At 56.8% G+C, this 20,906-nt stretch carries 18 protein-coding genes; 9 read left to right on the top strand and 9 right to left on the bottom strand.

The window, feature by feature from the left end:
* Positions 1 to 5: 5 nt before the first annotated feature.
* Positions 6 to 308, bottom strand: a complete 303-nt coding sequence (locus tag KJ970_21095) for a EutN/CcmL family microcompartment protein (GenBank protein MBU2693422.1) — start codon at positions 306 to 308, stop codon at positions 6 to 8.
* 3 nt (positions 309 to 311) lie between these two features.
* Positions 312 to 866 carry a hypoxanthine phosphoribosyltransferase gene (gene hpt / locus KJ970_21090; protein MBU2693421.1) on the bottom strand — a complete coding sequence of 185 codons (555 nt, stop codon included), beginning with the start codon at positions 864 to 866 and terminating at the stop codon, positions 312 to 314.
* A 77-nt stretch (positions 867 to 943) separates the two neighbouring features.
* Here hpt and KJ970_21085 point away from each other — a divergent pair, with 77 nt between their 5' ends.
* The 4 genes from KJ970_21085 to KJ970_21070 all read left to right on the top strand — a co-directional run bounded on the left by KJ970_21085 (position 944) and on the right by KJ970_21070 (position 4,983).
* On the top strand, positions 944 to 2,335 hold the full coding sequence (locus tag KJ970_21085; GenBank protein MBU2693420.1) for an amidohydrolase family protein: 1,392 nt from the start codon (positions 944 to 946) through the stop codon (positions 2,333 to 2,335).
* On the top strand, positions 2,332 to 3,411 hold the full coding sequence (gene add, locus KJ970_21080; protein MBU2693419.1) for an adenosine deaminase: 1,080 nt from the start codon (positions 2,332 to 2,334) through the stop codon (positions 3,409 to 3,411). Before KJ970_21085 ends, add begins: the two co-directional genes overlap by 4 nt.
* 221 nt (positions 3,412 to 3,632) lie before the next feature.
* Positions 3,633 to 4,277: an NTP transferase domain-containing protein gene (locus tag KJ970_21075; GenBank protein ID MBU2693418.1), complete on the top strand. Its 645-nt coding sequence runs from the start codon at positions 3,633 to 3,635 to the stop codon at positions 4,275 to 4,277.
* Position 4,278: 1 nt separating this feature from the next.
* Positions 4,279 to 4,983, top strand: coding sequence for an HAD hydrolase-like protein (locus tag KJ970_21070; protein ID MBU2693417.1), 705 nt, complete (start codon positions 4,279 to 4,281; stop codon positions 4,981 to 4,983).
* Here the strand turns inward: KJ970_21070 and KJ970_21065 are convergent.
* The 3 genes from KJ970_21065 to KJ970_21055 all read right to left on the bottom strand — a co-directional run bounded on the left by KJ970_21065 (position 4,980) and on the right by KJ970_21055 (position 9,554).
* On the bottom strand, positions 4,980 to 6,950 hold the full coding sequence (locus tag KJ970_21065) for an ABC-F family ATP-binding cassette domain-containing protein (protein MBU2693416.1): 1,971 nt from the start codon (positions 6,948 to 6,950) through the stop codon (positions 4,980 to 4,982). The two genes, KJ970_21070 and KJ970_21065, sit on opposite strands and share 4 nt — an antisense overlap.
* A gap of 135 nt (positions 6,951 to 7,085) precedes the next feature.
* Positions 7,086 to 7,532 (bottom strand): response regulator, encoded by a 447-nt coding sequence (locus tag KJ970_21060; protein ID MBU2693415.1) that lies wholly within the window; start codon positions 7,530 to 7,532, stop codon positions 7,086 to 7,088.
* Positions 7,533 to 7,559: 27 nt separating this feature from the next.
* Positions 7,560 to 9,554: a response regulator gene (locus KJ970_21055; GenBank protein ID MBU2693414.1), complete on the bottom strand. Its 1,995-nt coding sequence runs from the start codon at positions 9,552 to 9,554 to the stop codon at positions 7,560 to 7,562.
* 251 nt (positions 9,555 to 9,805) lie between these two features.
* On the opposite strand from KJ970_21055, the gene KJ970_21050 reads away from it, so the two are divergent.
* Positions 9,806 to 12,205: a S8 family serine peptidase gene (locus KJ970_21050; GenBank protein ID MBU2693413.1), complete on the top strand. Its 2,400-nt coding sequence runs from the start codon at positions 9,806 to 9,808 to the stop codon at positions 12,203 to 12,205.
* An 11-nt stretch (positions 12,206 to 12,216) separates the two neighbouring features.
* On the opposite strand, the gene KJ970_21045 is transcribed toward KJ970_21050, so the two are convergent.
* Entirely contained in the window at positions 12,217 to 13,059 is an 843-nt protein-coding gene (locus KJ970_21045; protein MBU2693412.1) for an MBL fold metallo-hydrolase, read from the bottom strand.
* A gap of 231 nt (positions 13,060 to 13,290) precedes the next feature.
* Between KJ970_21045 and KJ970_21040 the strand changes: the two genes are divergently transcribed.
* The 4 genes from KJ970_21040 to KJ970_21025 all read left to right on the top strand — a co-directional run bounded on the left by KJ970_21040 (position 13,291) and on the right by KJ970_21025 (position 16,541).
* On the top strand, positions 13,291 to 14,313 hold the full coding sequence (locus KJ970_21040) for a DUF1573 domain-containing protein (protein MBU2693411.1): 1,023 nt from the start codon (positions 13,291 to 13,293) through the stop codon (positions 14,311 to 14,313).
* A gap of 4 nt (positions 14,314 to 14,317) precedes the next feature.
* The gene (locus tag KJ970_21035; GenBank protein MBU2693410.1) at positions 14,318 to 14,887 is read left to right on the top strand and encodes a rhodanese-like domain-containing protein; all 570 of its coding nucleotides are present in this window, start codon (positions 14,318 to 14,320) and stop codon (positions 14,885 to 14,887) included.
* Complete coding sequence (locus KJ970_21030; GenBank protein MBU2693409.1) at positions 14,884 to 15,312, top strand: DoxX family membrane protein; 429 nt, start codon at positions 14,884 to 14,886, stop codon at positions 15,310 to 15,312. The genes KJ970_21035 and KJ970_21030 overlap by 4 nt, the downstream gene beginning before the upstream one ends.
* Before the next feature lie 83 nt (positions 15,313 to 15,395).
* The gene (locus tag KJ970_21025) at positions 15,396 to 16,541 is read left to right on the top strand and encodes a radical SAM protein (GenBank protein ID MBU2693408.1); all 1,146 of its coding nucleotides are present in this window, start codon (positions 15,396 to 15,398) and stop codon (positions 16,539 to 16,541) included.
* Here KJ970_21025 and ltaE read toward each other — a convergent pair.
* From ltaE to KJ970_21010, 3 genes are read right to left on the bottom strand one after another with little or no spacing between them, the layout of a single operon-like run.
* On the bottom strand, positions 16,538 to 17,587 hold the full coding sequence (gene ltaE, locus KJ970_21020; protein ID MBU2693407.1) for a low-specificity L-threonine aldolase: 1,050 nt from the start codon (positions 17,585 to 17,587) through the stop codon (positions 16,538 to 16,540). The genes KJ970_21025 and ltaE overlap by 4 nt on opposite strands.
* A 22-nt stretch (positions 17,588 to 17,609) precedes the next feature.
* Complete coding sequence (locus KJ970_21015) at positions 17,610 to 18,935, bottom strand: hypothetical protein (protein ID MBU2693406.1); 1,326 nt, start codon at positions 18,933 to 18,935, stop codon at positions 17,610 to 17,612.
* Positions 18,932 to 20,854, bottom strand: a complete 1,923-nt coding sequence (locus tag KJ970_21010) for a PQQ-binding-like beta-propeller repeat protein (protein MBU2693405.1) — start codon at positions 20,852 to 20,854, stop codon at positions 18,932 to 18,934. Before KJ970_21010 ends, KJ970_21015 begins: the two co-directional genes overlap by 4 nt.
* Positions 20,855 to 20,906 lie beyond the last annotated feature (52 nt).

Raw genomic sequence — 20,906 nt, 5'->3', positions numbered from 1 at the left:
CCCCCCTATTTAGGCGAAGAGTTGATTTCCGGAACCTCCGCGGTCCGTTCCATCGCATCCACCACACCGACGATCAGAGTCCGGATCGCTCCGCGCGACCTCTTTAAAATCTGCGCGGCGCCGTTCCCCTCATCGAAGATAAGAACCCTGTCACCCGCGCCGGCGTCAACGCAATCGACCGCAAGCTCCCGCTTGCCCGTCGCACGGCCATCGATATCCAGCCCCTCGACCCAGAGCAGCTTGAGTCCCGCCAGGTCGGGATGGCGGATTTCCGCCACCAGATTACCTAAAACAAGCCCGGTGCGCATGCCTCACTCCGAAATATTTTCGAGGTCCTCGGATTCCATCACGGCGATCTCGCTGAGATGCCGGAAACGTTCCGCAAAATCAAGCCCAAACCCGACGACGAATTCATTGGGAATGATAAACCCGACGTAATGGACGTCGACCTCCCGCTCCCGCCTATCCCGCTTATCGAGCAGGGTGCAAATCCTGAGACTGCGGATATTTCTTGAGGCCAGATTCCGACAGATATAGTCCAGGCTGATACCGCTGTCGATAATGTCCTCAACGATGATGAGATCCCTGCCGCTGACATCCCGTTCCAAGTCCTTGAGCATCCGCACAATCCCGCTCGATTCGGTGGAACTTCCATAACTCGAGATCGAGATGAAGTCGACCTCATGCTCGCAGCTCATGTAGCGGATCAGATCCGACAAGAAGTAGACCGATCCCTTGAGAAGCCCCACGAGGACAGGAACCCTTCCCTCATAATCCCTCGAGATCTCTTCCGCCAGCTGACGGGTGCGGATGGCGATGCTTTCCGTATTTATTAGAGTTCTCATAGAATTTGCCCGGGTTGACATTGCCATGGTGTCCTACAAGAATATAGAGAATATTCCGCCCCGATACTAAGGTTCATTGACACCCGGATGAGGTTTCATTGCTCCGTCTGAAGAACATCCATATCTTTCACCTGAGCCCCACTTGGGAAGTCATCCATGGCGACCTTGAGATAGATGCAGGCCGGATATCGGCGATCGGATCCCATCTCCCCGAGCCGGGGCCGGGAACCGAGGTCATGGATCTTGAAGGGGCCTGGGTACTTCCCGGTTTTGTTCAGAGCCATATCCACCTCTGCCAGACCCTCTTCCGGGGTATGGCTGAGGACCTTCCCCTCCACCATTGGCTGAAGAATCGCATCTGGCCCCTCGAAGCCGCTCATACAGAGGCTTCCTTGGAGGCTTCGGCCCGCCTCGGCGCCTTGGAGCTGATCAGTTCGGGGACCACGGCCGTTCTGGATATGGGCACCGTCCATCACACAGAGCGGATCGGTTTGGTCTTGGAGGAAATGGGGCTCTCCGGTGTCATCGGCAAGGCGCTCATGGATACGGGTGAGGGTGTCCCTGAGGGGCTCATTGAGACCACCGACGCCGCGATCAGCAGCGCGGTCGAGATTGGGAAGGCATGGGATGGCCGCGGGAATGGAACGATCCGGGCCTCCCTCGCCCCGCGATTCATCCTATCGGTCTCGCGCAAGGCTTGGAAAAGGATCGGAGAAATCCAGGAAGGGCGGGGTTGGAGAATTCACACCCACGCCTGCGAGACGCCGTGGGAGAATAAGACAAGCCGGAAAATGATCGGCCGCACCCCCATCGCCTATTTTGAGTCGCGGGGTCTTCTGGGAACCGGCATGACTCTGGCGCACGTTATCTGGATCGGCCGGCGGGAGGTGGAATGGCTCGCCGCCTCGGGAACACGCGTCGCCCATTGCCCCTCGAGCAATCTGAAACTGGGCTCGGGCCTTGCAGATATTGGAACTCTCCGGAGCGCCGGCGTTGCGGTGGGACTCGGATGCGACGGCGCCGCGTGCAGCAACAGCCTGAACATGTTTGAGGAGATGCGGCGGTCGCTTCTGGTCTCCTCGATACGCTCCGGTCCCGGTGTCCTGACGGCGAGACACGCCCTGGAGATGGCGACCCTCGGCGGCGCGCGGGCGCTGGGTTGGGATGATGAGATCGGCCGCCTTGAAGAGGGACGCCGGGCGGATCTGATCGCTCTCTGGCCCTGGGGCGATCCATCGGATCATACAGATCCACATGACGTTATTGTTCAAGAGGGCGATCCCCTCCGGGTGCGGCAGGTTTATATGGCGGGCCGTCGGATTTATTGTGAAGGCGAGTACCCGGGTTTTAATCCGGCCGATATTATAGGTAAGGCGGATGAGGAAAGGCGCGCCCTGCTTCAACGCTTGGGTTGGAAACCTTCATCAATTCCGGTCCGCACCGGCGGCATACATTACAGGGGCGATCCCCCGGCAGGAGCAAGAGGATGACAAAGCAAAGTGTTCCGCGATCCCTGATTGCGCAACTCCCTAAAACCGATCTGCATGTGCATCTCGACGGCAGTCTGCGGCCGACGACCTTGCTGGAATTGGCGGCTGAGCAGCGGATTTCCCTTCCTGTCAATTCACTCGATGAATTGGATAGTTGGCTCGATGCGGCGCATGGTTCGCTTCCAACCTATCTTGAGATTTTTGAAACCACTCTCAAAGTATTACAAACGCCGGATGCCCTGAAACGAGTTTCATATGAACTCGCCGAAGATGCGCATAATGAGAATGTCAGATATCTGGAGGTCCGCTTCAGCCCCACCCTTCATCACAATGCCGGGCTCACGACAACAAAGATAATCGACGCGGTCGTGGAGGGCATGAATGAAGCGAGAGATAAGCTGGGGATCCGCTCAGGCGTGATTCTCTGCGGAATCCGCACCATCAGCCCCGAAGAAAGCCTTCGCCTGGCGGGGCACGCCGTCAATTACAAAGGACGCGGCGTAGTCGCCTTCGATCTGGCCGGCGCAGAGAAAGATTATCCGGCGAAGGATCATTTGAAGGCTTTTTATACAATCCTCAATAATAATGTGAATTGCACGGTTCATGCGGGCGAAGGATTCGGAGCGGCCTCAATCAACCAGGCGATACACTACTGCGGCGCGCACCGGATCGGACATGGAACCCGTCTGATGGAAGATCCGGATCTTCACAATTACGTCAGGGATCACAGAATCCCTCTGGAGATGTGTTTAACAAGCAATGTCGATACCGGAGCCACCGAGAGCTTTGGAACGCATCCTTTCAAGGCCTATTTCGACAGCGCTTTGCGCGTGACCCTCAACACCGATAATCGTTTCGTCTCCCGGACCACAATGACCAATGAGTTGGATCTTGCCTGCCGGACCTTTGGATTTTCGATTTATGACCTGCGGCGGATCCTGATTAACGGATTCAAGAGCGCTTTTATTCCCCACGACGAAAAGGTCGCCGTCCTTCATCAGGCGATCGATGAGATGGATCGCCTCTTCAGGGATTACTATCCGGATACCTATAGAGCCTACCGGACCTTCTTGTAAGCGGGAGCCCGGCGTCCGAACCATCATGGTGTCATGCTGTTAAGCGGGGTCCGAAAGATTTTTTCCCTTCCGCTTGCAAAAAACCCGCGCAGACGCTTATGGTATGCCTCTATAGCTCATTGAGATAAAGGCCGCGAGATAAAGGCCGTGAGATAAAGACTGCGAGATGCCGGCGGTCCGAAACCGGACCCGTATTCCGCGAGAAGAAAGGAGCAATGACAATGGCGCAAGGATTCAGCGTGCTATTGTTGGCCAGTACTGATCCCCGGAGGCTGAAGACACCCCGGGCGCTGCTACCCTTCGGCGATACCTCGATCCTGGGGCGGACGCTTCAAGCTTATATAGGATTGAAACCCAAGGAGATCATTGTCGTCTCGGCTGATAGCGCGGAAAGAATCGAGGAATCGATCGGCAAGGCGGTCGAATCTATAAACCTTATTTCCGTGCCCGATGCGAGGGGCAAAGTCGGTCTCGGGATCAAGCTGGGATTGGAACGCCTTGAAAGTGAACCCCAAGTCTTGATGATCGGTCTCGGTGATCAGCCTCTGCTGACCAAGGAACTTCTTCAGAGCCTCCTCAAGAAATTCGAAGAGGGCAAGGGCACCATCGGGGTTCCGGTATCCCAAGGTATCCCGGGCCACCCGGTCATTTTTGCCGCCGAGCATCTGGAGGCCCTGCGGGCCCTGGGTGATGAAGATAATTATCGTTCGATTCTCTTGGCCCATTCTGAAGCGATCAGCGATAGTCATTTCGACGAAACATCTTTTCTCCGGACGGCGGAAAACCCGGATGAATACAGGGAACTCCTGCGATTGGCCGGTTTGCCCGTCCCCACACCTCCCCAGCAGGTGAGACAACACTACTGATATGCCGGAATACAGCCGTCTGCTGCTCTTTGATATTGACGGTACCCTTCTGCATACCCGCGGAGCGGGGCAAAAGGCCTTCAGGCGGGCCTTGGAAAAATACCTGGGGGAAGAAATCCCCCAGGTTCATGTCAATTATGCGGGACGGACGGATCTTTCTATCCTCATGGAGACCCTTCGACTGCTTGAACACCCGATGCCCCCCGACCCGCTATTGATGAGGGCGATCCTCGACGCCTATGTCGGTTTTCTGGCGGAAGAGGTGCCGCACGCCAACCTGCTGACCGTTTGTCCCGGTATCCCGGCCTTGCTGGATGAAATCAGCGATGATCCTGAAATCTGCCTGGGTCTATTGACCGGAAATGCCGAAAAGGGCGCTCAGTACAAACTGAAGTATTTTCAACTTGAACATTATTTCCCGATCGGGGCCTATGGAGATCATTCCCTGCACCGGCACGAATTGGTCGGCATCGCCGTCAAACGAGCTGAAAGGCATTGGTCGCATAGATGGCTTCCGTCGACGGTTTGGCTTGTGGGCGATACACCCCAGGATATTGAAGCGGCACGGATCTCCGGAGTTCATATCGCCGCCGTGGCGACAGGCCCTTATTCAACGGATGATCTGGCCGCCCTGAAACCCGACCTTCTGCTTCACGATCTTTCCGGCCCGGAAACCCTGCGGCTCCTTACCGGGAAGGCCGTCTAGCCCCTCTCGTCGCGGGGCTCGTCGATCTCCTCGTTCTCAATCTCGATCCATTCTTCAAAAAGCTTTTCCAACGCAGCCACCGTTTCCTTATGGCTCTCGAGGTAGGGCCGGCTCCGGTCGGCGTCATCAAAAAAATCCGGCCGGGCAAAGGCTTCTTCGTAGCGGCGTTTTCGTTCTTCCAACTCCTGAATCTTCCCTTCCAGTTCTTTGAGACGCTTCGCTCTGCGGGTGGCGAGACGCTGCCGTTGTTTGGCTTCGCTGCGGGGATCAGGGGGGGCCGGCGCTTCAGCGGCGGCCTCCCGCCCGGGCTGGCCGGCATCCTCATCCGGGACCGGTGCGGGATCGGAAGCCTCCTCCCCTCCGGCTTCGAAAGACTGAGGCCTGTTCCGCCGAGCCCAAAGGTATTCTTCATACCGGCCCGGATAGATCTGGAATCGGCCGTCGAGCGGCCAGGCGACTTTGGTCGCGAGTCGTTTGAGAAAATACCGGTCATGCGCGACAAAAATAATGGTGCCCGCATACTCTTCCAGCGCCTTCAGCAAGGCTTCTATCGAAACAAGATCGAGATGGTTCGTCGGCTCATCCAACACGAGCAAATTCGGAGCCTTTAACAAAAGACAAGCGAGGGCCAGCCGGCTTCTCTCACCGCCCGAAAGGGCGCCGATCGGTTTATCGACATCATCCTTTCGAAAAAGAAAGGCTCCCAGCAGGGTCCGGAGGCGTTGCGTCGCTTCATCAGGCTTCGTATGGACGGCCATTTCCAAGACGGTGGTGCTGCGATCCCAAGCCTGTATCTGATCGTGGGAGAAGAGACCGAGGGAGACCTCGGGAGCCATATGAATCTTTCCCTCTTGGATGGATTCTCTGCCGCACAGAATCCGCAGGAGGGTCGATTTTCCAACACCGTTGGAGCCGACGATCGCCAGACGGTCACCCCGGTGCAGCTCAAGATCGAGATGATCGAGGACCTTCTTTTCTCCATAGCTCTTCTTGATACCGGTCAGGCGGCAGATCAAACGGGGTGTCGGGGAGGGATCTGGAAAGCGCGCTTTCATTTCAGGGGGCGGGGCTTCCGGCGAGGGCAGCCGCTCCATCTTCTCCAGCATCCGAATCCGGCTCTGAACACGGGAAGCCAGTCGTTTCTGCGCATGATAACGAGCGATCCAATCGCGGGTGCGCTTGATCTCCTCGGTCTGCCGCTTGTACGCCTTCCAGCGCAGAGCGTGGCGTTCCACTTTCTGCTGCTCGTAATCGGAATATCCCCCGCGATAATCCTCCAATCCCCCGCCCAGAATTTCAGTGATCCGCGTTACGGTTTGATCCAGGAAATCGCGATCATGGGATACCACGACCAGGGAGCCTTTAAAGGCGCCGAGAAACTCGGCCAGCCATTCACGGGATTCCAGATCGAGGTGGTTTGTCGGCTCATCCAGCAGGAGCAGGGAGGGTTCCATAAGTAGCAATCTGGCGAGCGCCGCCCTCATTTGCCAGCCGTGGGAGAAGGTATGCAAGGGGCGCCGGATCTCTTCCTGTCTGAATCCCAGGCCGGCCAGCGTTCGGGAGATACGGGATGTGACGTCATCGACCTCGAGAATTTGCCGGCGGTGGATGAGATCCATCTCCTCCTGCGCATCGCCTCCCTCATCGCGCCGGAGTTCATCCAGCCGCTTCTCGATGTCACAGATCTCAGGGAAAGCCGACCACGCCTCCTCTTCCGGGGTGCCCTCCAGGCCCGAGGTCAATGTGAAATCATTCTGCGCCAGGTAACCCATCGATCCAGCCGCCGGACGGTCCACCGTTCCGTTATCCGGCTCGATCTGGCCCAGCAGGATCCGCAGGAGTGTCGACTTACCGGAACCATTGGCCCCCACCAATCCCACACGGTCCGACCCACCGAGAGTCCAGGAAATCTCATTAAAAAGGATTTGCCCGCCAAACGACTTGGCGAGCTGGTGCACCTTAAGCAATGTCGGACCATCCTCCCCGTTTTCAATCGATGCCGCCACCCTTCTAACTTGTACAGCATAAACGAAAAATGGTGAAGGGGCTTCCCAACCCTGGACGGGAAACCCCTTCTTCGAAAGACAATAATATAGCGATCTCTATCCGGTAGCGGATAGCGGCGGTTCACGGCCCGCGATTCTCGCCGGCATCCAGGTTTTGGGATCCCTCTTCAGCCAACTCTCGATTTTATCGAGGAACTCCTTCATTTGAACCGGTTTGGCGATATGATCGTCGCATCCCGCTTCTCTTGTCTTAATCTCATCGCCCCGCATGGCGTTGGCGGTCAATGCCAGTATCGGGATATCATCAAGGTTCGGATCCTGAACCATGATGGCCACGGTTTCATAACCGTTAAGGATCGGCATCATCATATCCATCAGGATCAGATCGGGACGCCTGGCCTTGCAGGCTTCCAAAGCCTTCTGACCATGTTCCGCAATCTCCACATCATAACCAGCCCTTTCAAGTATCTTCCGGAAAACGTACTGGTTGGTGGGATCATCTTCAGCCACAAGGATGTATTTCCCTTTTTTCGTTTCAATCATATCCTTTTCCCCTATCTATCCAGTTGTTCAAGCCGCATTCTTGGCCGGTCGCTGAGCCTGAACTCCCGGAAGTGAATTGCATACCTCATCCATCAAGGTATCCAATCCAATCTGACCTGTTCGGAACACCGCAATTGAACGTTTTTTTAGATACTCACTTTCTTCATTCGTCAAATCTCTCGAGGCCGTCACAGCAATGTGAAGGCTTGAGATGTCAGGATAGGATTCAATCGCTTTTAGAATTGTTATGCTATCCATCTGCGGAAGCGAGAGACTCAGCAGCAGCGCATGAAACTTTGAGTTTCGGAGAGCCCGCAAGCCCTCTTCCCCGTTGGATACCAGAACAACTTCAATCCCTCGTTTGCGAAACATTGATGAAATCCTGGAGGACCCGATTTGGTCCTCATCGATGATCAGTATGCGGCCCGCCACGGAACTGAGCACGGCATCTCTTGTCGGAGACACCGCGTAACCCTTTCCGGGCGCCCGCTCCTCCTCCTGAGTCAGAGGGATGACTACGGAGAAGGTCGTACCCATCCCCTCCTCACTATCCACCCAAATTTCCCCACCCATTAAATTGAGCAACCTCTTACAAATAGCCAGCCCCAACCCCGTCCCGCCATGGCGGCGGCTTGCTGTCGCATCCAGTTGCCTGAACTCCTGGAAGATCGTCGCTTGGTCTTCAGATGAAATACCGATGCCTGTATCCTGAACCGTCGCTCGAAGCACGCGCCCGCCTCGAATCTGTTCCAATACGACACGAACCGAACCCGAATCGGTAAACTTGATGGCGTTATTGATCATATTAATGAGGACTTGGCGTATGCGGTCGGGATCGACAAAAACCTCTTCATCACCGGCGTTTTGTTCGACGACTTCGTAAATCAAATTCTTGGCTTCGGCAAGGACACGGAATGCCTCGACCTCTTCTCTAAGATATTGCACAATCTTTACATTGCGCCGGCGGAATTCCATTCGGCCGGACTCGACCAAGGACAAATCCAGTGTATCGTTGATCAATGTCAGAAGGGTTGTCCCGCTGCGGTGGATGATTTCGACCTGTTTCTGTTGCTCCGGTTCCAACTCCCCGCTCATTCCCTCTTTCAGCATCTCCGAAATCGCCAGAATACCATTGAGAGGCGTTCTCAGTTCATGGCTCATATTGGCCAAAAACCTCGTCTTCAAGCGATTGGCTTCCATAACCTTTTCATTCTGAAAGGCCAGCTCCATGTTCTTTTGTTTAAGTTCCTCCGTCCTCTCCTGTACTTTGACTTCCAGGGTCCGTTTCTGCTCCTCGATTTCCAGCCGGTGCTTCTCTATTCTCTTCATCATGCTCTTGAACATTTCAGCCAAAACATCGATTTCAAGAATTCCCTGTTTGGCGGGCATCTCGGTCGGTTTTTCACCGCCGGCGAAAATCTCTGCGGCGCGAGCCAGTCCCATAATCGGTTTTGATATACCCTTGGCAAACCAAATAGCGGCGGCAAGACCGATTGTCAGAATCGCCAGCAGCAGCGCGATATTTCTAGACACGACATGATGCGTGCGCGCTTTGACATCCTCGAGCGATCGTCTCAGTACGACGGCGCCGATGATTTCATCGTGCGCATTCCTCACCGGCGATTGGACGAGGAAGCTGTCATCCTCCCGGGTAAGTTCGGTGCCGCTGAGATTCCCGGGATTCACGACAATCTCTCCCGGGGTTTCACCCAGGATGACCGTCTGGAGCCCCCTGCCGTCATAGAGGGCCGCATAGGTAATCCCCGGCATGAGAAAGGCCGATTCAAGGGTTTCACGAATCGATTCTTTGGCCATCGGATTGGAACCGTCGCCGACGTTGGAGGCCATGATCTTTGTCAGGCTTTCAATTTCCTGGGCGGCGTTTTTCAGTGAGACTTTTTGTTCGGAGGCCAAATGAAAACCGACATAGAGAGCCATGCTGGCGGCACAAACAGACCAGACCAGCAGCGCCACCCTCCCGTGCAGGGAAGATAAATGCCTTTGGATAATGTGGATAAGCAAGACTCCTCCAACCCCGGAACCGTGGCCGTTCGGGAAGCCGTGTGTTGCAATTCAGGCACCAGCTCTTTTCTCACATATCGGCTGATCCGGCGTAACTTCTTGAGACAAAGGCCGCCCCGCCGACGGAAGAGAGACCTTGAATTCCCGCCACAGAATTGATATCCTCTAACGGGAAGTTATGAAATGCGTTATGATATCTGATCCATTCACCTGAACAGGTCGCGCCGGGGCGTTGGAAGAGGGGGAGAGAGATGAAAGACCATTGTCAGATAAGCCGATGGGGTTCCTTGATTTTGGTGCTGGTCATCCAGATCCTGGCCGGCGGCGGCGTCGCCCTGGATCAGGGGCTGGTGATCGATCTCAACGGATACCGTTTTGACCCGGTGCAAGGCGGCGCGCCGCCGCTCCCCGCCGATCTGACCATCGACCCAAATGATAAAGCCCAGCCGGCCCTCGTACAGCTTCAGGGACCGATCGTTCCGGAATGGAGAGAGCAACTCGAATCCATCGGCGTCACAATCCACGATTACATTCCGGAATTCGCCTATCTCGTGACGATGGATCAACAGGCCGGTGATCTGATGCCCCATCTTCCCTTCGTTCGGTGGGTCGGACCCTATCATCCGGCGTATCGTATAAGTCCACGGATAGGCGGATTCGAACTTGTGGATCCGGAGCGGAGAGATGACCCGTTCAAGAAGCTGACCGTTCAGGTATTCGGAAACCCATCACTCGCCGCCGTTGAATTAGAGGGCTTGGGCCTCGAGGTTATTGAAGTTGTCGACGATTTATGGACACCGCGTTTGGTGGTCCGCGCCCTCCCCGAAATGATCCCGGTTATGGCGCGGCAATCCCTGGTGCGGTGGATCGAAGAAGTTCCGGACTTTACAACGCAGAACAACAACACCCGCTGGGTCGTCCAGTCCAACCTCTCCGGACAAACACCCCTTTGGGATCACAATCTCCACGGCGAAAATGAAATAGTCACGATGATGGACACCGGTCTCGACTACAACAGCTGTTGGTTTCGCGAGAACGGGAACGCAGCGCCCAACCCGAATCATCGCAAGGTCATCGATTACAAGACATGGGGCGGGAGCGCCTATGACGGATGCGGAACCGGTCATGGCACCCATGTCGCCGGCACCTGCACCGGCGACCAATCCTACATAAACCCCGGAAATGACAACTATAACGGCTTGGCCTATCGTGCCAGAATCACCGTTCAGGATGTGGGGAATGACGACTTCTTTTCCTGCCTTCTCGGCCTTCTCTCGGTTCCCTCGTCCCTGACGTCCGCCTTCAGCGATGCTTATACATTAGGATCCCGTATCCACACCAATTCATGGGGGTCATCCTCCAACAGCTATGACACCCATGCGCGGGACGTCGATAATTTTATGTGGAGCAATAAAGACTTTCTCGCCGTATTTGCAGCGGGGAATTACGGCCCCGGATCGGGCACCGTGGGCAGCCCCGCGACCGCCAAGAACTGCATTTCTGTTGGAGCCACGCGGCAAGCCCCACAACAGGAGACGATCGCCGGCTATTCCAGCCGCGGCCCGGCCGACGACAACAGATACAAACCAACACTGACGGCTCCGGGAGGAGAAGATCCCAACTTTATATTTTCAGCTGACAACAACACGGGAAACCCTCCCAGTCCAACCTGTTCTGTGGTCGGAAGCCCCTTCCAGGGCACATCGATGGCGGCTCCGGCCGTCTCGGGAAGCGCACTCTTGGTGAGACAATACTACCGCGAAGGATGGTACCCTTCGGGCGCCCCGGTTTCCGAGGATGGCTTCATCCCGTCGGCGGCATTGATCAAGGCGACCATGATCAATTCGGCGGCGGATATGGGCGCGGCGGATATACCCAATAACACCGAGGGATGGGGGCGCCTGCTTCTTGATAACGCCCTTTACTTCCCCGGCGACAGCCGCTTCCTCCGGATTGAGGATGAAACGGTGGGTCTTCAAACAGGTGAAGTGGATATTTATTCATATACGGTGAACGACGGCGAACCATTCGAAATCGTTCTCGTTTGGACCGATTACCCCGCTGCGACCGGCAGCGGAACAAAGTTGGTCAATGATCTTGATTTGGAGGTTGAGGTGCTTGGCGGCGGCCTTTTCCGGGGCAATGTCTTTTATAACGGCGAGTCCGGCATGGGAGGGACAGCGGATCGGCTTAATGTTGAAGAAGTGGTTCTTCTCAATTCACCCGGCGCCTTGACCTATACAATTCGCGTCATCGCGCACAATGTACCGCAAGGCGGCCGGCAGCCCTACGCCTTGGTCGGCACCGGCGCCTTCCCCGATTGGCCCCCGCATGGCTCGTCCGCGCCGGAAAACCCGGGACCCTTCCGCCGCATCTCGCTTCAGAGCCACCCCAATCCCTTTGGAACGCAAACGCAATTAACCTATAGGATTCCGGGGGCGGCGGTCGGGCGGAAACTGCAGCTGGAGATCGTCGACATCTCCGGCCGGAGAATCCGGACCCTCTTCGACGGCCCCGCCGGAAGCAGCGGTCAGACCTTGAGTTGGGATGGACGGGATCGGTCGGGGCGCCTGGTTCCCAGCGGGATCTATTTTGCCGTCCTGCAGAGCCTCGATCATCGCGTTCAGGAAAAATTGATCAGGCTCCAGTAGGAAACCCGATCTCAGAAATCATAAGATTTCTTTGCATGGAAACCCTTCTCCGTGCGTCCCAGTCTGCAGGCTGGGACGCGGGGATCATGATCGAAGACGAGAATCCCATCCCTCTGCAAACAGAGATCCAATAACCTCTCTTTGTCCTGGACGAGGTCCTCGGCATGCATATCGAATCCCATGGAGAAGGCCAGCCGGAGATGCGAGATCGTAGGGGCGAGATCGCCCGGATAGAGCAAAAAATCATTTTTAGAGAAGACTTCGACTGACTGATGTCCTCGGGTGTGTCCATGCGTGACGCGGACCCGTATCCCAGGCAAAGGTTCCGCCTCCCCATCCAACAGAACAAGGTCGCTCTTTGAAAGGGGCTCCAGCTCGAGGGCGCGGTAGGAGGCCCGTTCTTTGGGCCCGGGATTGGAAGCGCGCTCATAATTCTCCCGTTGGATCAGAATCTTCGCATGGGGAAAATTGGGCTCCGGTTTCTCGATCGAACCTCGAAAGAGCCCGCCTGAATGATCGAAGTGGAGATGGGTCAGGAAAAGATGGGTCACCTGCTCGGGTTCAATACCGGCCTTTCGAAGCTCCGCACCGATCTGAACCTCTGCATCCAAATTAAGGTGCGCCTTCATCACATCGGAGAACCTATGACCGACGCCGGTATCGACCAGAATCGTCATCCCCTCACCCTGAATCACCAGAGTCCGGGCCACCATGGGGATCCGGTGGTCTTCATCCGGCGTGATCTCTTTAGTCCAAACCCCTCGGGGAATCGATCCAAACATGGCCCCGCCGTCAAGACCGAACCGGCTGGTGATCACCGTCCGGACCTCGTAGGGGCCGATCTTCACGGGCATCGGTAAACTCCTTCCATTTCATAGGATCCCCCCTATCCTGCGGGGCTCTTCCCCTGAGCGTACCGAAGAAACCGGACAAAGGGGAGAACCTCGATCCGCGGCCAAGTGTATGAAGGAAAGATTTTCGAAGGATCCGTCTTCGGGTAACATGGGCTTACGTCGGCGGGAATCCGTTGTCAGAGGAAACGAATCCTCCCACCGGGGAACCACCAAGGATCGAGGGGGAAAAACATGGTCAGGGATCAGCGTCTTCTGAATCTTGGCATGCTCATCATTGCCGTCATCTTCTTGTTCGAAACAGCGCCGGTCCCGGCGGATCCCTTCGGGGGTCCCGCCATCCGCTTTGACTATCGTGAGGTCGATTTCGGAATTCTGCCTCAGAAGACGTACCGGGATACGGTTTTTACATTCCAGAACGCCGGAGACAGCGAGCTGGCGATTCTCGATGTCAAAACTTCTTGCGGCTGCACCGCCGCATTGGCAACGGAATCGGTGATACCGGTCCATGGGAAGGGCACGATCGATGTCCGCTTCGACACCAAACGATTCAAGGGCCCCGTTACAAAGACCATCACGGTTAAGAGCAACGATCCCGGCGAACCGGAAACAATGTTAAGGATAAAAGCCTTTATCAAGGCCCTGGTGAACATCACCCCCGAGCGCATTGATATCGGTCTTGTCAGATTCGGCAAGACGGCCGAATCCACGATTCGACTGGCTTCAGAGAAGGGGCAGGATTTGTCCGTTGAGGATGTCCAGGTCTCAGTGGATGTTTTCGATTGGGAGATACAGAATGTCGCCGATCCGGATAGTGAAGTCGTTGTTATTAAATTCAAACTTAAAGAAAGCGCGCCGCTGGGAGCGATCCGCGGACAGATCAAGATCGTGACGGGTTTTAAGGATATGAAACCGATCATTATTCCCATCCGCGGCGAGCTCGTTCATCATTTCCAAATCTCCCCCTCATCATTGAATCTCGGCAGCTTCAAAATCGGGATGGTCCAGGCGCCGGTTATCGTCATCAGGCCTGTAGGAACGCAAGCATTCAAGGTCGTCGGGGCGGAGTCGGACAATCCCAAGGTCAGAATCCGCCTGGCGGACGGACGGGTCGCGGGCACCTATGAAATTTTCCTCGATGTCTCTCCTGATATCGAACCGGGAAGGATCAAAGGGGAAATACTCGTTAAAACGAACGATCCGGCGCAACCGACCCTGACGGTGCCCGTGATCGGATATGCCCGGGGGGAAAAGTAAAAGCATGCACTTGAACCTCCGGCGGGGTTTCCTGGAGCTGTTCGTCCTGGTTATCCTCACTATTGTGGCTTCCTACTTTCTGCAACGGATGCGCGCCGAGCCGCTGCCCACCCGGATTCCTTCTGAGGCATGGACCATCGAGTCCAGCGCCGTATGGGTGTCGCCTTCCCGCGCCGTTGATTTGTACAACAAGGGCAATCTTCTCTTCGTCGACATTCGTGAAGAAGAATCTTTCCGTGAGGGCCATATTCCGGGGGCGATCAATCTGCCGGTTTCAAGACTGCGTGAACTTTATGACACCTTCCTCCCCTGGGCTCAGGGACAGCGCCTCTGTCTCTATGGAGAGGTCGAAAACGCCGCGGATCTCGATGAGGCTCTCTTGGAGCTGGAGGATCTCGGCCATACCGCTCTGACTGCGTTCCCGTATGGCTGGGATGCCTGGGTGCATCACGGCGGAAAGATCGAGTCGGGGGCGGATGGTGTCCTCGAACCGGCTTGGGAGGAGTATGAGGGGGATGAGTCGGAAGAGTATGGGGGGGATGAGTCGGAAGAGGATGCGGAGGAAGCCCGGTGAAGATGCATCGATTTTTCGTCTGGATCGGCCGTCTTTTGCTGGCCGGAATCTTTATTTTGGCGGCGGTTGGAAAGCTCGCCGACCCCCAAGCCTTTGCCAAGGCCCTCTATAATTACCGAATGCTTCCGGAGCCGTTGATTCCCTTCCTTGCGATCGGCCTCCCCGTACTGGAGGCGATTGCATCCATTGCCCTCTTCATCAAACCGCTTCAAAAGGGGGCCTCCCTGATTTTTCTGGGCCTACTGATCGTCTTTATTATCGCCATCGCTTCGGCTTGGGCCCGGGGTCTGGATGTCGATTGCGGGTGTTTTGGGGAGGGATCATCGCATGTCGGTCCCCTCCTGATTCTGAGGAATATCGGTCTTTCGATCCTTGCGATCTGGTCCTATCTTCGATCCAGATCCACCACATCAGGCGCCGCATGACCTTTCTCCCTCATGAAGTTCCATCTTTCCAACGATTTAAAGGGTAAGTAGGATGAGGTGTCGCGTCCTTCGGGAGGAATGGGATGGAAAAATTCAGAACAAAGAGCAGGGCTCATCGCATCCGCCGCTATCTCGGCGCCGCGCTTGGGAAACCCCTCACGGGACCGCAAACGGTCAGCCTGGAGACGACACACCACTGCAACCTTCAGTGCTCCTTCTGTGAATCGCATGGACATCTGCAGAAACTCCCGATTACCGCCACCCGCACGTACCGCGACAATAACTCCATGATGGATTTGGCCACGATTCAGCGGCTCACCGGCGAGCTTGCCGCAGCCGGCGTCGATATTGTTGAATTGTCCGGCAAAGGGGATCCCATCGCCCATCCCGACCTGACGGAAATCGTCAAGTCGATCGGCCAGGCCGGCTTGATCGGTGCGCTGGTGACGAACGGCACCCTGGCGAAACCTGATCTCCCGGCCGCTATTGTACAAAACGGCCTCTCGCGGCTGACCCTTTCCATCAACGCGGGCAGCCGGGAGATTTTCCAGAAAAGCAGCCGCAAGGATCTTTGGGATAATATGGTCCGCTTCCTCGACCTCGTGCTCAAGGAGCGGGACCGCCTGCAGACGCCCTACCCCTGGATCATATTGAGCCACGTCATCACACGGGAAAATATCTGTGACTTCGGCGCCATGGTCCAATTTGCCGCCGACCATCGCGTCAACGAGATCACCTTCCTTGTAATGAGCGAGTTGCCGGGGACCCGGGAGCTTCAATTAAACGCGGACGACGAAAAGATGTTTCGGTCGCATCGCGCGGAATGGGAATCGATTTTCAGAGCCGCCGGCGTGACCCATAACCTCCAGCGTTTTCAGCAGGAGTTGACGACGCGGCTCGCCCCTCAGCAGACAATGCAGGACAATCCCCTGCAAAGAAAAATCCCATGCTATGAAGGATGGACTTTCTGCGTCATAGGCCCTGACGGCGCTGTTGTTCCGTGTTGCTATTGCGAAGAAGAGATCCTGGGGAATATTCACGATAATACCTTTTCAGAAATCTGGTACGGAGCCTTGTACAAAAAATTCCGCGAAAACTCCCTCGGGTTGCCCAAAACCCAGCATCCGATTTGTATGGAGTGTTTCACCACCTGCAATGCGGCGATGGAGAATTGCCGCGTGCACAATCTCACTCATACCTGGCGGAAAGTCTCCCCCGAAACTCCCTAGGAAGCGAAACCGCCGGCGACGCGGGTGAAGGCTGTGACGGCCCGCTCTATCCCCTCATCATCAATATCCAAATGGGTGACCAGGCGGATCGCCCGCTCACCCATGGCGATAATGAGAAGCCCCTCCTCTTTGAGTTTTTCGATCCAGACGTCCGCCGGTGGAGCGTCATTCGAGATCTGCAGCATGACCATGTTGGTTTCCGTCCGCGATGGATCGACGCTGATCCCCGCAAGGGGCGCCAGGCTTGTCGCCAGCTTGAGAGCCCGCCGATGATCTTCCGTCAGACGTTTCCGGTGGTGATCGACGGCATACAAACCCGCCGCCGCGAGAATCCCCGCTTGGCGCATCCCCCCGCCGAAGCGCTTGCGGTAATGATGAGCTTTGCGGATGAACTCGCGGCCACCGGCGACAAGAGAACCGATGGGAGCGCCCAATCCCTTCGAGAGACAAACGGCCACAGAGTCGAAGGACTCGGCCCATTGCTTCTCGGGAATTCCACTGGCCGCCGCGGCGTTCCAAATCCGGGCGCCGTCGAGATGTGTCTTCAGATTGTTTTCATGGGCGAACCGGCAGAGTTTATTCTGCGCCTCCAACGGGAGAACCACTCCGCCGGCCCGGTTGTGCGTGTTCTCCAGCACGAGCAGCCGGCTCACCGGAAAATGACAATTATCCGGACGGATTGCGGATTTCACGGCATCAATTGTCGGGAGACCGCGGTCGCCCGGCAGAGGATAAACCTGTACGCCCGAAAGCAGGGCGGGTCCACCTCCCTCAAAGAGAAAAATGTGGGACCGCCCTTCGAGGATGATCTCATCGCCCCTCTCCGTGTGGGCCGCAACGGCCACCTCATTCGCCATGGTCCCACTGGGGACAAAGAGCGCGGCTTCTTTTCCCAAGATCTCCGCGACCCGGCTTTCCAACCGTCTGACGGTTGGATCGTCGCCAAAGACATCGTCGCCGACTTCGGCCTCTGCCAGGGCCCGGCGCATCTCGGGCGTCGGTTTTGTCACCGTATCACTTCGTAAATCGACACATTTTTCCAGCATACATTTCCCCGCTGTCGGTTGATCAATCTGTGAGAAGTATGGGTCCCTTGCGGGTGGTGAAGTCAAGCGGCCGGCGCCCGATGGCCGGGCCGGCGCCGGGGTTCCAGGCACCTTCCACCTTCTTTGTCCCGAAGGAGCCTTGAAGACGGAAGCGCTCCACCCCATTCCGATCCACCAGACGCAGTGTCTGATGCGTGACCGAGGCGATCCATACCTCGCCCGTGGCCGTATCAACGGTGACGCCGCTGGGTATTATGTCTAGGTCTAACACAAGGTCGGTTCCGCCCTCTCTGATACATCGAAGCGTCCGCCCGGCGCGGTCCGCGACCCAGCACCGGCCTTCGCCATCGAGTCCAAGATCGATGGGATCGCCGAGACCGGCGAGAATCGTATCGGGGGCCGAGCCATCATCGGGCGCGAAGAGCACCTGTCGCGTCCCCCGGTCAAGAATCCAAAGACCGGAAGAAAGGGAATCCCACTGGACGGCAACCGGCCAACCGGTGACAACAATCTCGTCCCACTCACCGGTGAGTGATATCCGCCCGACCGTTCCTTCCTTGGCGGCATAGTAAACGCCGATTCCCGGGCGGGCATCGACATCCTCGATATGGCCCAATTCGGAAAGGAGGACGGATTCTTCACCTTCGCGTGTCAGCGCGGAAACGGTTTCCGCGTAATAGGCGCCGGCCCACAAGATGCGTGAAACAGGATCATACGAAAGCGTATTAACGCCCTCCTGATTCCACGTCCTCACCTCATCCGTCTGAGGCTCATAAGAGAGGACTTGTTCCCGATCAAAGTCGGCCGCCCACACCCTGCCTGTCTCCGGATCGACGGCCAAATCCAAAATATATCTTCCCGCGCCGATCCTTTGGGTGGCGTGCTGGCCGTCAGGGGTTATACGGAGGAGGCCTCCGCCGTTCCCATCGATGGACCAAACAATACCGGGACCGGGACGCGCGCTCTGGGGCGACAAAATCACCGGCGCATCGGAATCCGTAAAATCCCACTCGAGGCGATATGTATATGTACACCCATTGACCAGAGAGGTGTCATCATAACTCAAGACGGATGGAGCCAATCCCTCGGCAATGGAGTGCTCCGGTCCGCCATTCTCGCGGCGCCGGATCATTTGCGACTCGAGATCACTATAACCGAGATCATCCCAGAGCAAACGGACCGAATGATCGCCGGCAATAATTGTTAAAATGTCGGGCACGCCCTGTGTTTCCGTGTTCTCAGGATCCAGCGGATTGTCATGATCGCGGCTTTCACACCCGAACCCCAGCAGCAGGAGGCCGGCCGAACAGAAGACCAGCAGAAGAAGGATTCCACGGCGCCGGCTCATGGCATTCCGCCTTTCCGTCGACGGAAATCCGGCGGATGCGACAGCGTACCGGGAAGATCGGCGGCCTTCTCCAATTCTTCATCATGCCGGATCCAGCTGTAAAAACTCAGACCAAAGAAGAGCTCCGCCGTAACCCATGAAACAATAGATCCCCGGTCAAAACGTTCCGCCCTGTCAAAATAGCGGCGCATCGCATCGGTATCGCCGGTCCCGCGATAATCGTTGTAGGCGTCATTCCCCTGCCGCCGCAAATAAACCGCCGCGGCGCCGGCGGCCACCGCCAGCACCGGCGCGCCCCAGCGCACCCATGATTTTGTATACCATGGCCTCTCGGCCTGATTCCGGCGGAGAGCATTCCATCCGGAGCCCGGTCCCGCATCATCGGATGCTTTCATGCGAATTCTGAGGGGCGATGATGTTTGCGGCCCGATGGTCAGCAGGGTGTCCTGGAAACCAGGGTAGCTTAAACGCAGAGGCATTCCCTCTCTCTGACGGACGGCCAGCGGCGTTGAACCGATGGGATTGCCCTGTTCAGAAACAAAGACACCTGTCGGGGATGTTTCCAACCGGATCGTGAGCTCGGGATAAAATGTGACCCTCTCGTGGCTGTCGGCGCTCAGCTGCATGTCCCTTGCGCGAAGAGGCAAACCGGCGGATCGCCCCGCCGAGTCGCGAAGCGCGATCCTGTGAAAGCCGGAGGCGACATGCACCGAATCAAGCGGCGTCCATCCGGCGAACGCCCCATCGATGAGAATCCCGCGGCCCTGTGGAATCGATTGAACCGATAGCCAAGCCGAATCGGCCGGAACACCGAGCTGGGACATCTCGATATCATTCTGGCGCGATTCACTGATGACCGTTCCCGTCGAACCCCCATGATGAAAGGCCCGCAGCCCTCCCCGCCCATCGGCGATAAGCAGTCGCTGCGGGGTGACACAGGGAGGAACCAGCAAAGGATTTTTAAATGTTAAAGACCAATCCCGGGTGCCCTTCCAGCGGTTGAGACCGACGAGCGCGCCGCGGCGTGTCGCTATCAGAACAGCTTCAGAGGTCATCACCGGGCGTGTCACGACAACCTGCTTCATCGTCGTTTCCCAGAGTATTCCCCGATACGGATCGATCGCCGTGATCTCACCGCCGGTGGCGGCCGTCACAATAATATTTTCAGAGGTGGCGGCCGGCGTCAGCAGAGGACCCTGAACCGAACGCTTCCAAAGAAGCTCCCCGTCCTCGGGACTGAATCCAACGATCTCCCCATTGTATAAGGTGGCCACCAGGTCATCCCGATAGGGAGTCAAACCATAGACAGCTCCGCCGACCGGGAGCTTCCAGAGGATTTCGCCATCTTTAATCCGTAGGCCCGCAATAGATCCATCCAGGGCGCCGGCAATGAGGAGGGAATCATTCCAAGCCAGGGGTCCGTTCCGGAAGCCGCCTTCAAGGGTCTTCTTCCACAGCAGGTGAAGTTCTCCGTCGGATTCCCCCCGGCGATTGGAGCTTCTTCGAAATCCCAAGATCTCTCCGGATAAGGCTGTCGTGATCACCACGCTGTCCTGGACGACGGCCGGGCCCAGGCTGGGAGGAATACTCTGCTCCAGAATCCGGTGGCCCGTCAGGAGATCAAAGGCCAGCAGCCTCGATTTTTGGGGACCGACAATAATCCAAACACAACCTCCGGCGACCTCGGGGGGGCCGACCGGCCGGTCGGGAAGTTTAACGCGCCACACGCGCCGGCCCGTGAGGAAGTCAAAGGCCGCGCACCGCCTGTTGAGACTGGTCACGATAACCAGCCGGCCGGCATGCGTCATGCCCCCCTCGATGCGTCCCCCAATCCCTCCTTCCCAAATCCGCTGAAAGGGTGGCAGCACCAAGGTCTGCGAGGGATCGACTCTCCAGCTGCGGACCGGTTGAAGTTCCATCTCCGGAGGCGTGGTCGCGAGTGGCGGTCCACCGCTGCAAGCGCAAAAAAAC

This window comes from Candidatus Eisenbacteria bacterium (assembly GCA_018831195.1).
GTDB lineage: Bacteria > Eisenbacteria > RBG-16-71-46 > CAIMUX01 > JAHJDP01 > JAHJDP01.
The sequence above is the reverse complement of the archived record's forward strand: the minus strand, read 5'-3'. Positions and strand labels throughout refer to the sequence as shown.

Bases quoted from the DNA above. Each gene is read 5' to 3' on its own strand.
- add (MBU2693419.1), top strand. From the start codon at position 2,332: ATGACAAAGCAAAGTGTTCCGCGATCCCTGATTGCGCAACTCCCTAAA.
- KJ970_21040 (MBU2693411.1), top strand. From the start codon at position 13,291: ATGGTCAGGGATCAGCGTCTTCTGAATCTTGGCATGCTCATCATTGCC.
- KJ970_21060 (MBU2693415.1), bottom strand. From the start codon at position 7,532: ATGATTGAAACGAAAAAAGGGAAATACATCCTTGTGGCTGAAGATGAT.
- KJ970_21025 (MBU2693408.1), top strand. From the start codon at position 15,396: ATGGAAAAATTCAGAACAAAGAGCAGGGCTCATCGCATCCGCCGCTAT.
- KJ970_21075 (MBU2693418.1), top strand. From the start codon at position 3,633: ATGGCGCAAGGATTCAGCGTGCTATTGTTGGCCAGTACTGATCCCCGG.
- KJ970_21050 (MBU2693413.1), top strand. From the start codon at position 9,806: ATGAAAGACCATTGTCAGATAAGCCGATGGGGTTCCTTGATTTTGGTG.
- hpt (MBU2693421.1), bottom strand. From the start codon at position 866: ATGTCAACCCGGGCAAATTCTATGAGAACTCTAATAAATACGGAAAGC.
- KJ970_21070 (MBU2693417.1), top strand. From the start codon at position 4,279: ATGCCGGAATACAGCCGTCTGCTGCTCTTTGATATTGACGGTACCCTT.
- ltaE (MBU2693407.1), bottom strand. From the start codon at position 17,587: ATGCTGGAAAAATGTGTCGATTTACGAAGTGATACGGTGACAAAACCG.
- KJ970_21010 (MBU2693405.1), bottom strand. From the start codon at position 20,854: ATGGAACTTCAACCGGTCCGCAGCTGGAGAGTCGATCCCTCGCAGACC.
- KJ970_21015 (MBU2693406.1), bottom strand. From the start codon at position 18,935: ATGAGCCGGCGCCGTGGAATCCTTCTTCTGCTGGTCTTCTGTTCGGCC.
- KJ970_21095 (MBU2693422.1), bottom strand. From the start codon at position 308: ATGCGCACCGGGCTTGTTTTAGGTAATCTGGTGGCGGAAATCCGCCAT.
- KJ970_21035 (MBU2693410.1), top strand. From the start codon at position 14,318: ATGCACTTGAACCTCCGGCGGGGTTTCCTGGAGCTGTTCGTCCTGGTT.
- KJ970_21045 (MBU2693412.1), bottom strand. From the start codon at position 13,059: ATGCCCGTGAAGATCGGCCCCTACGAGGTCCGGACGGTGATCACCAGC.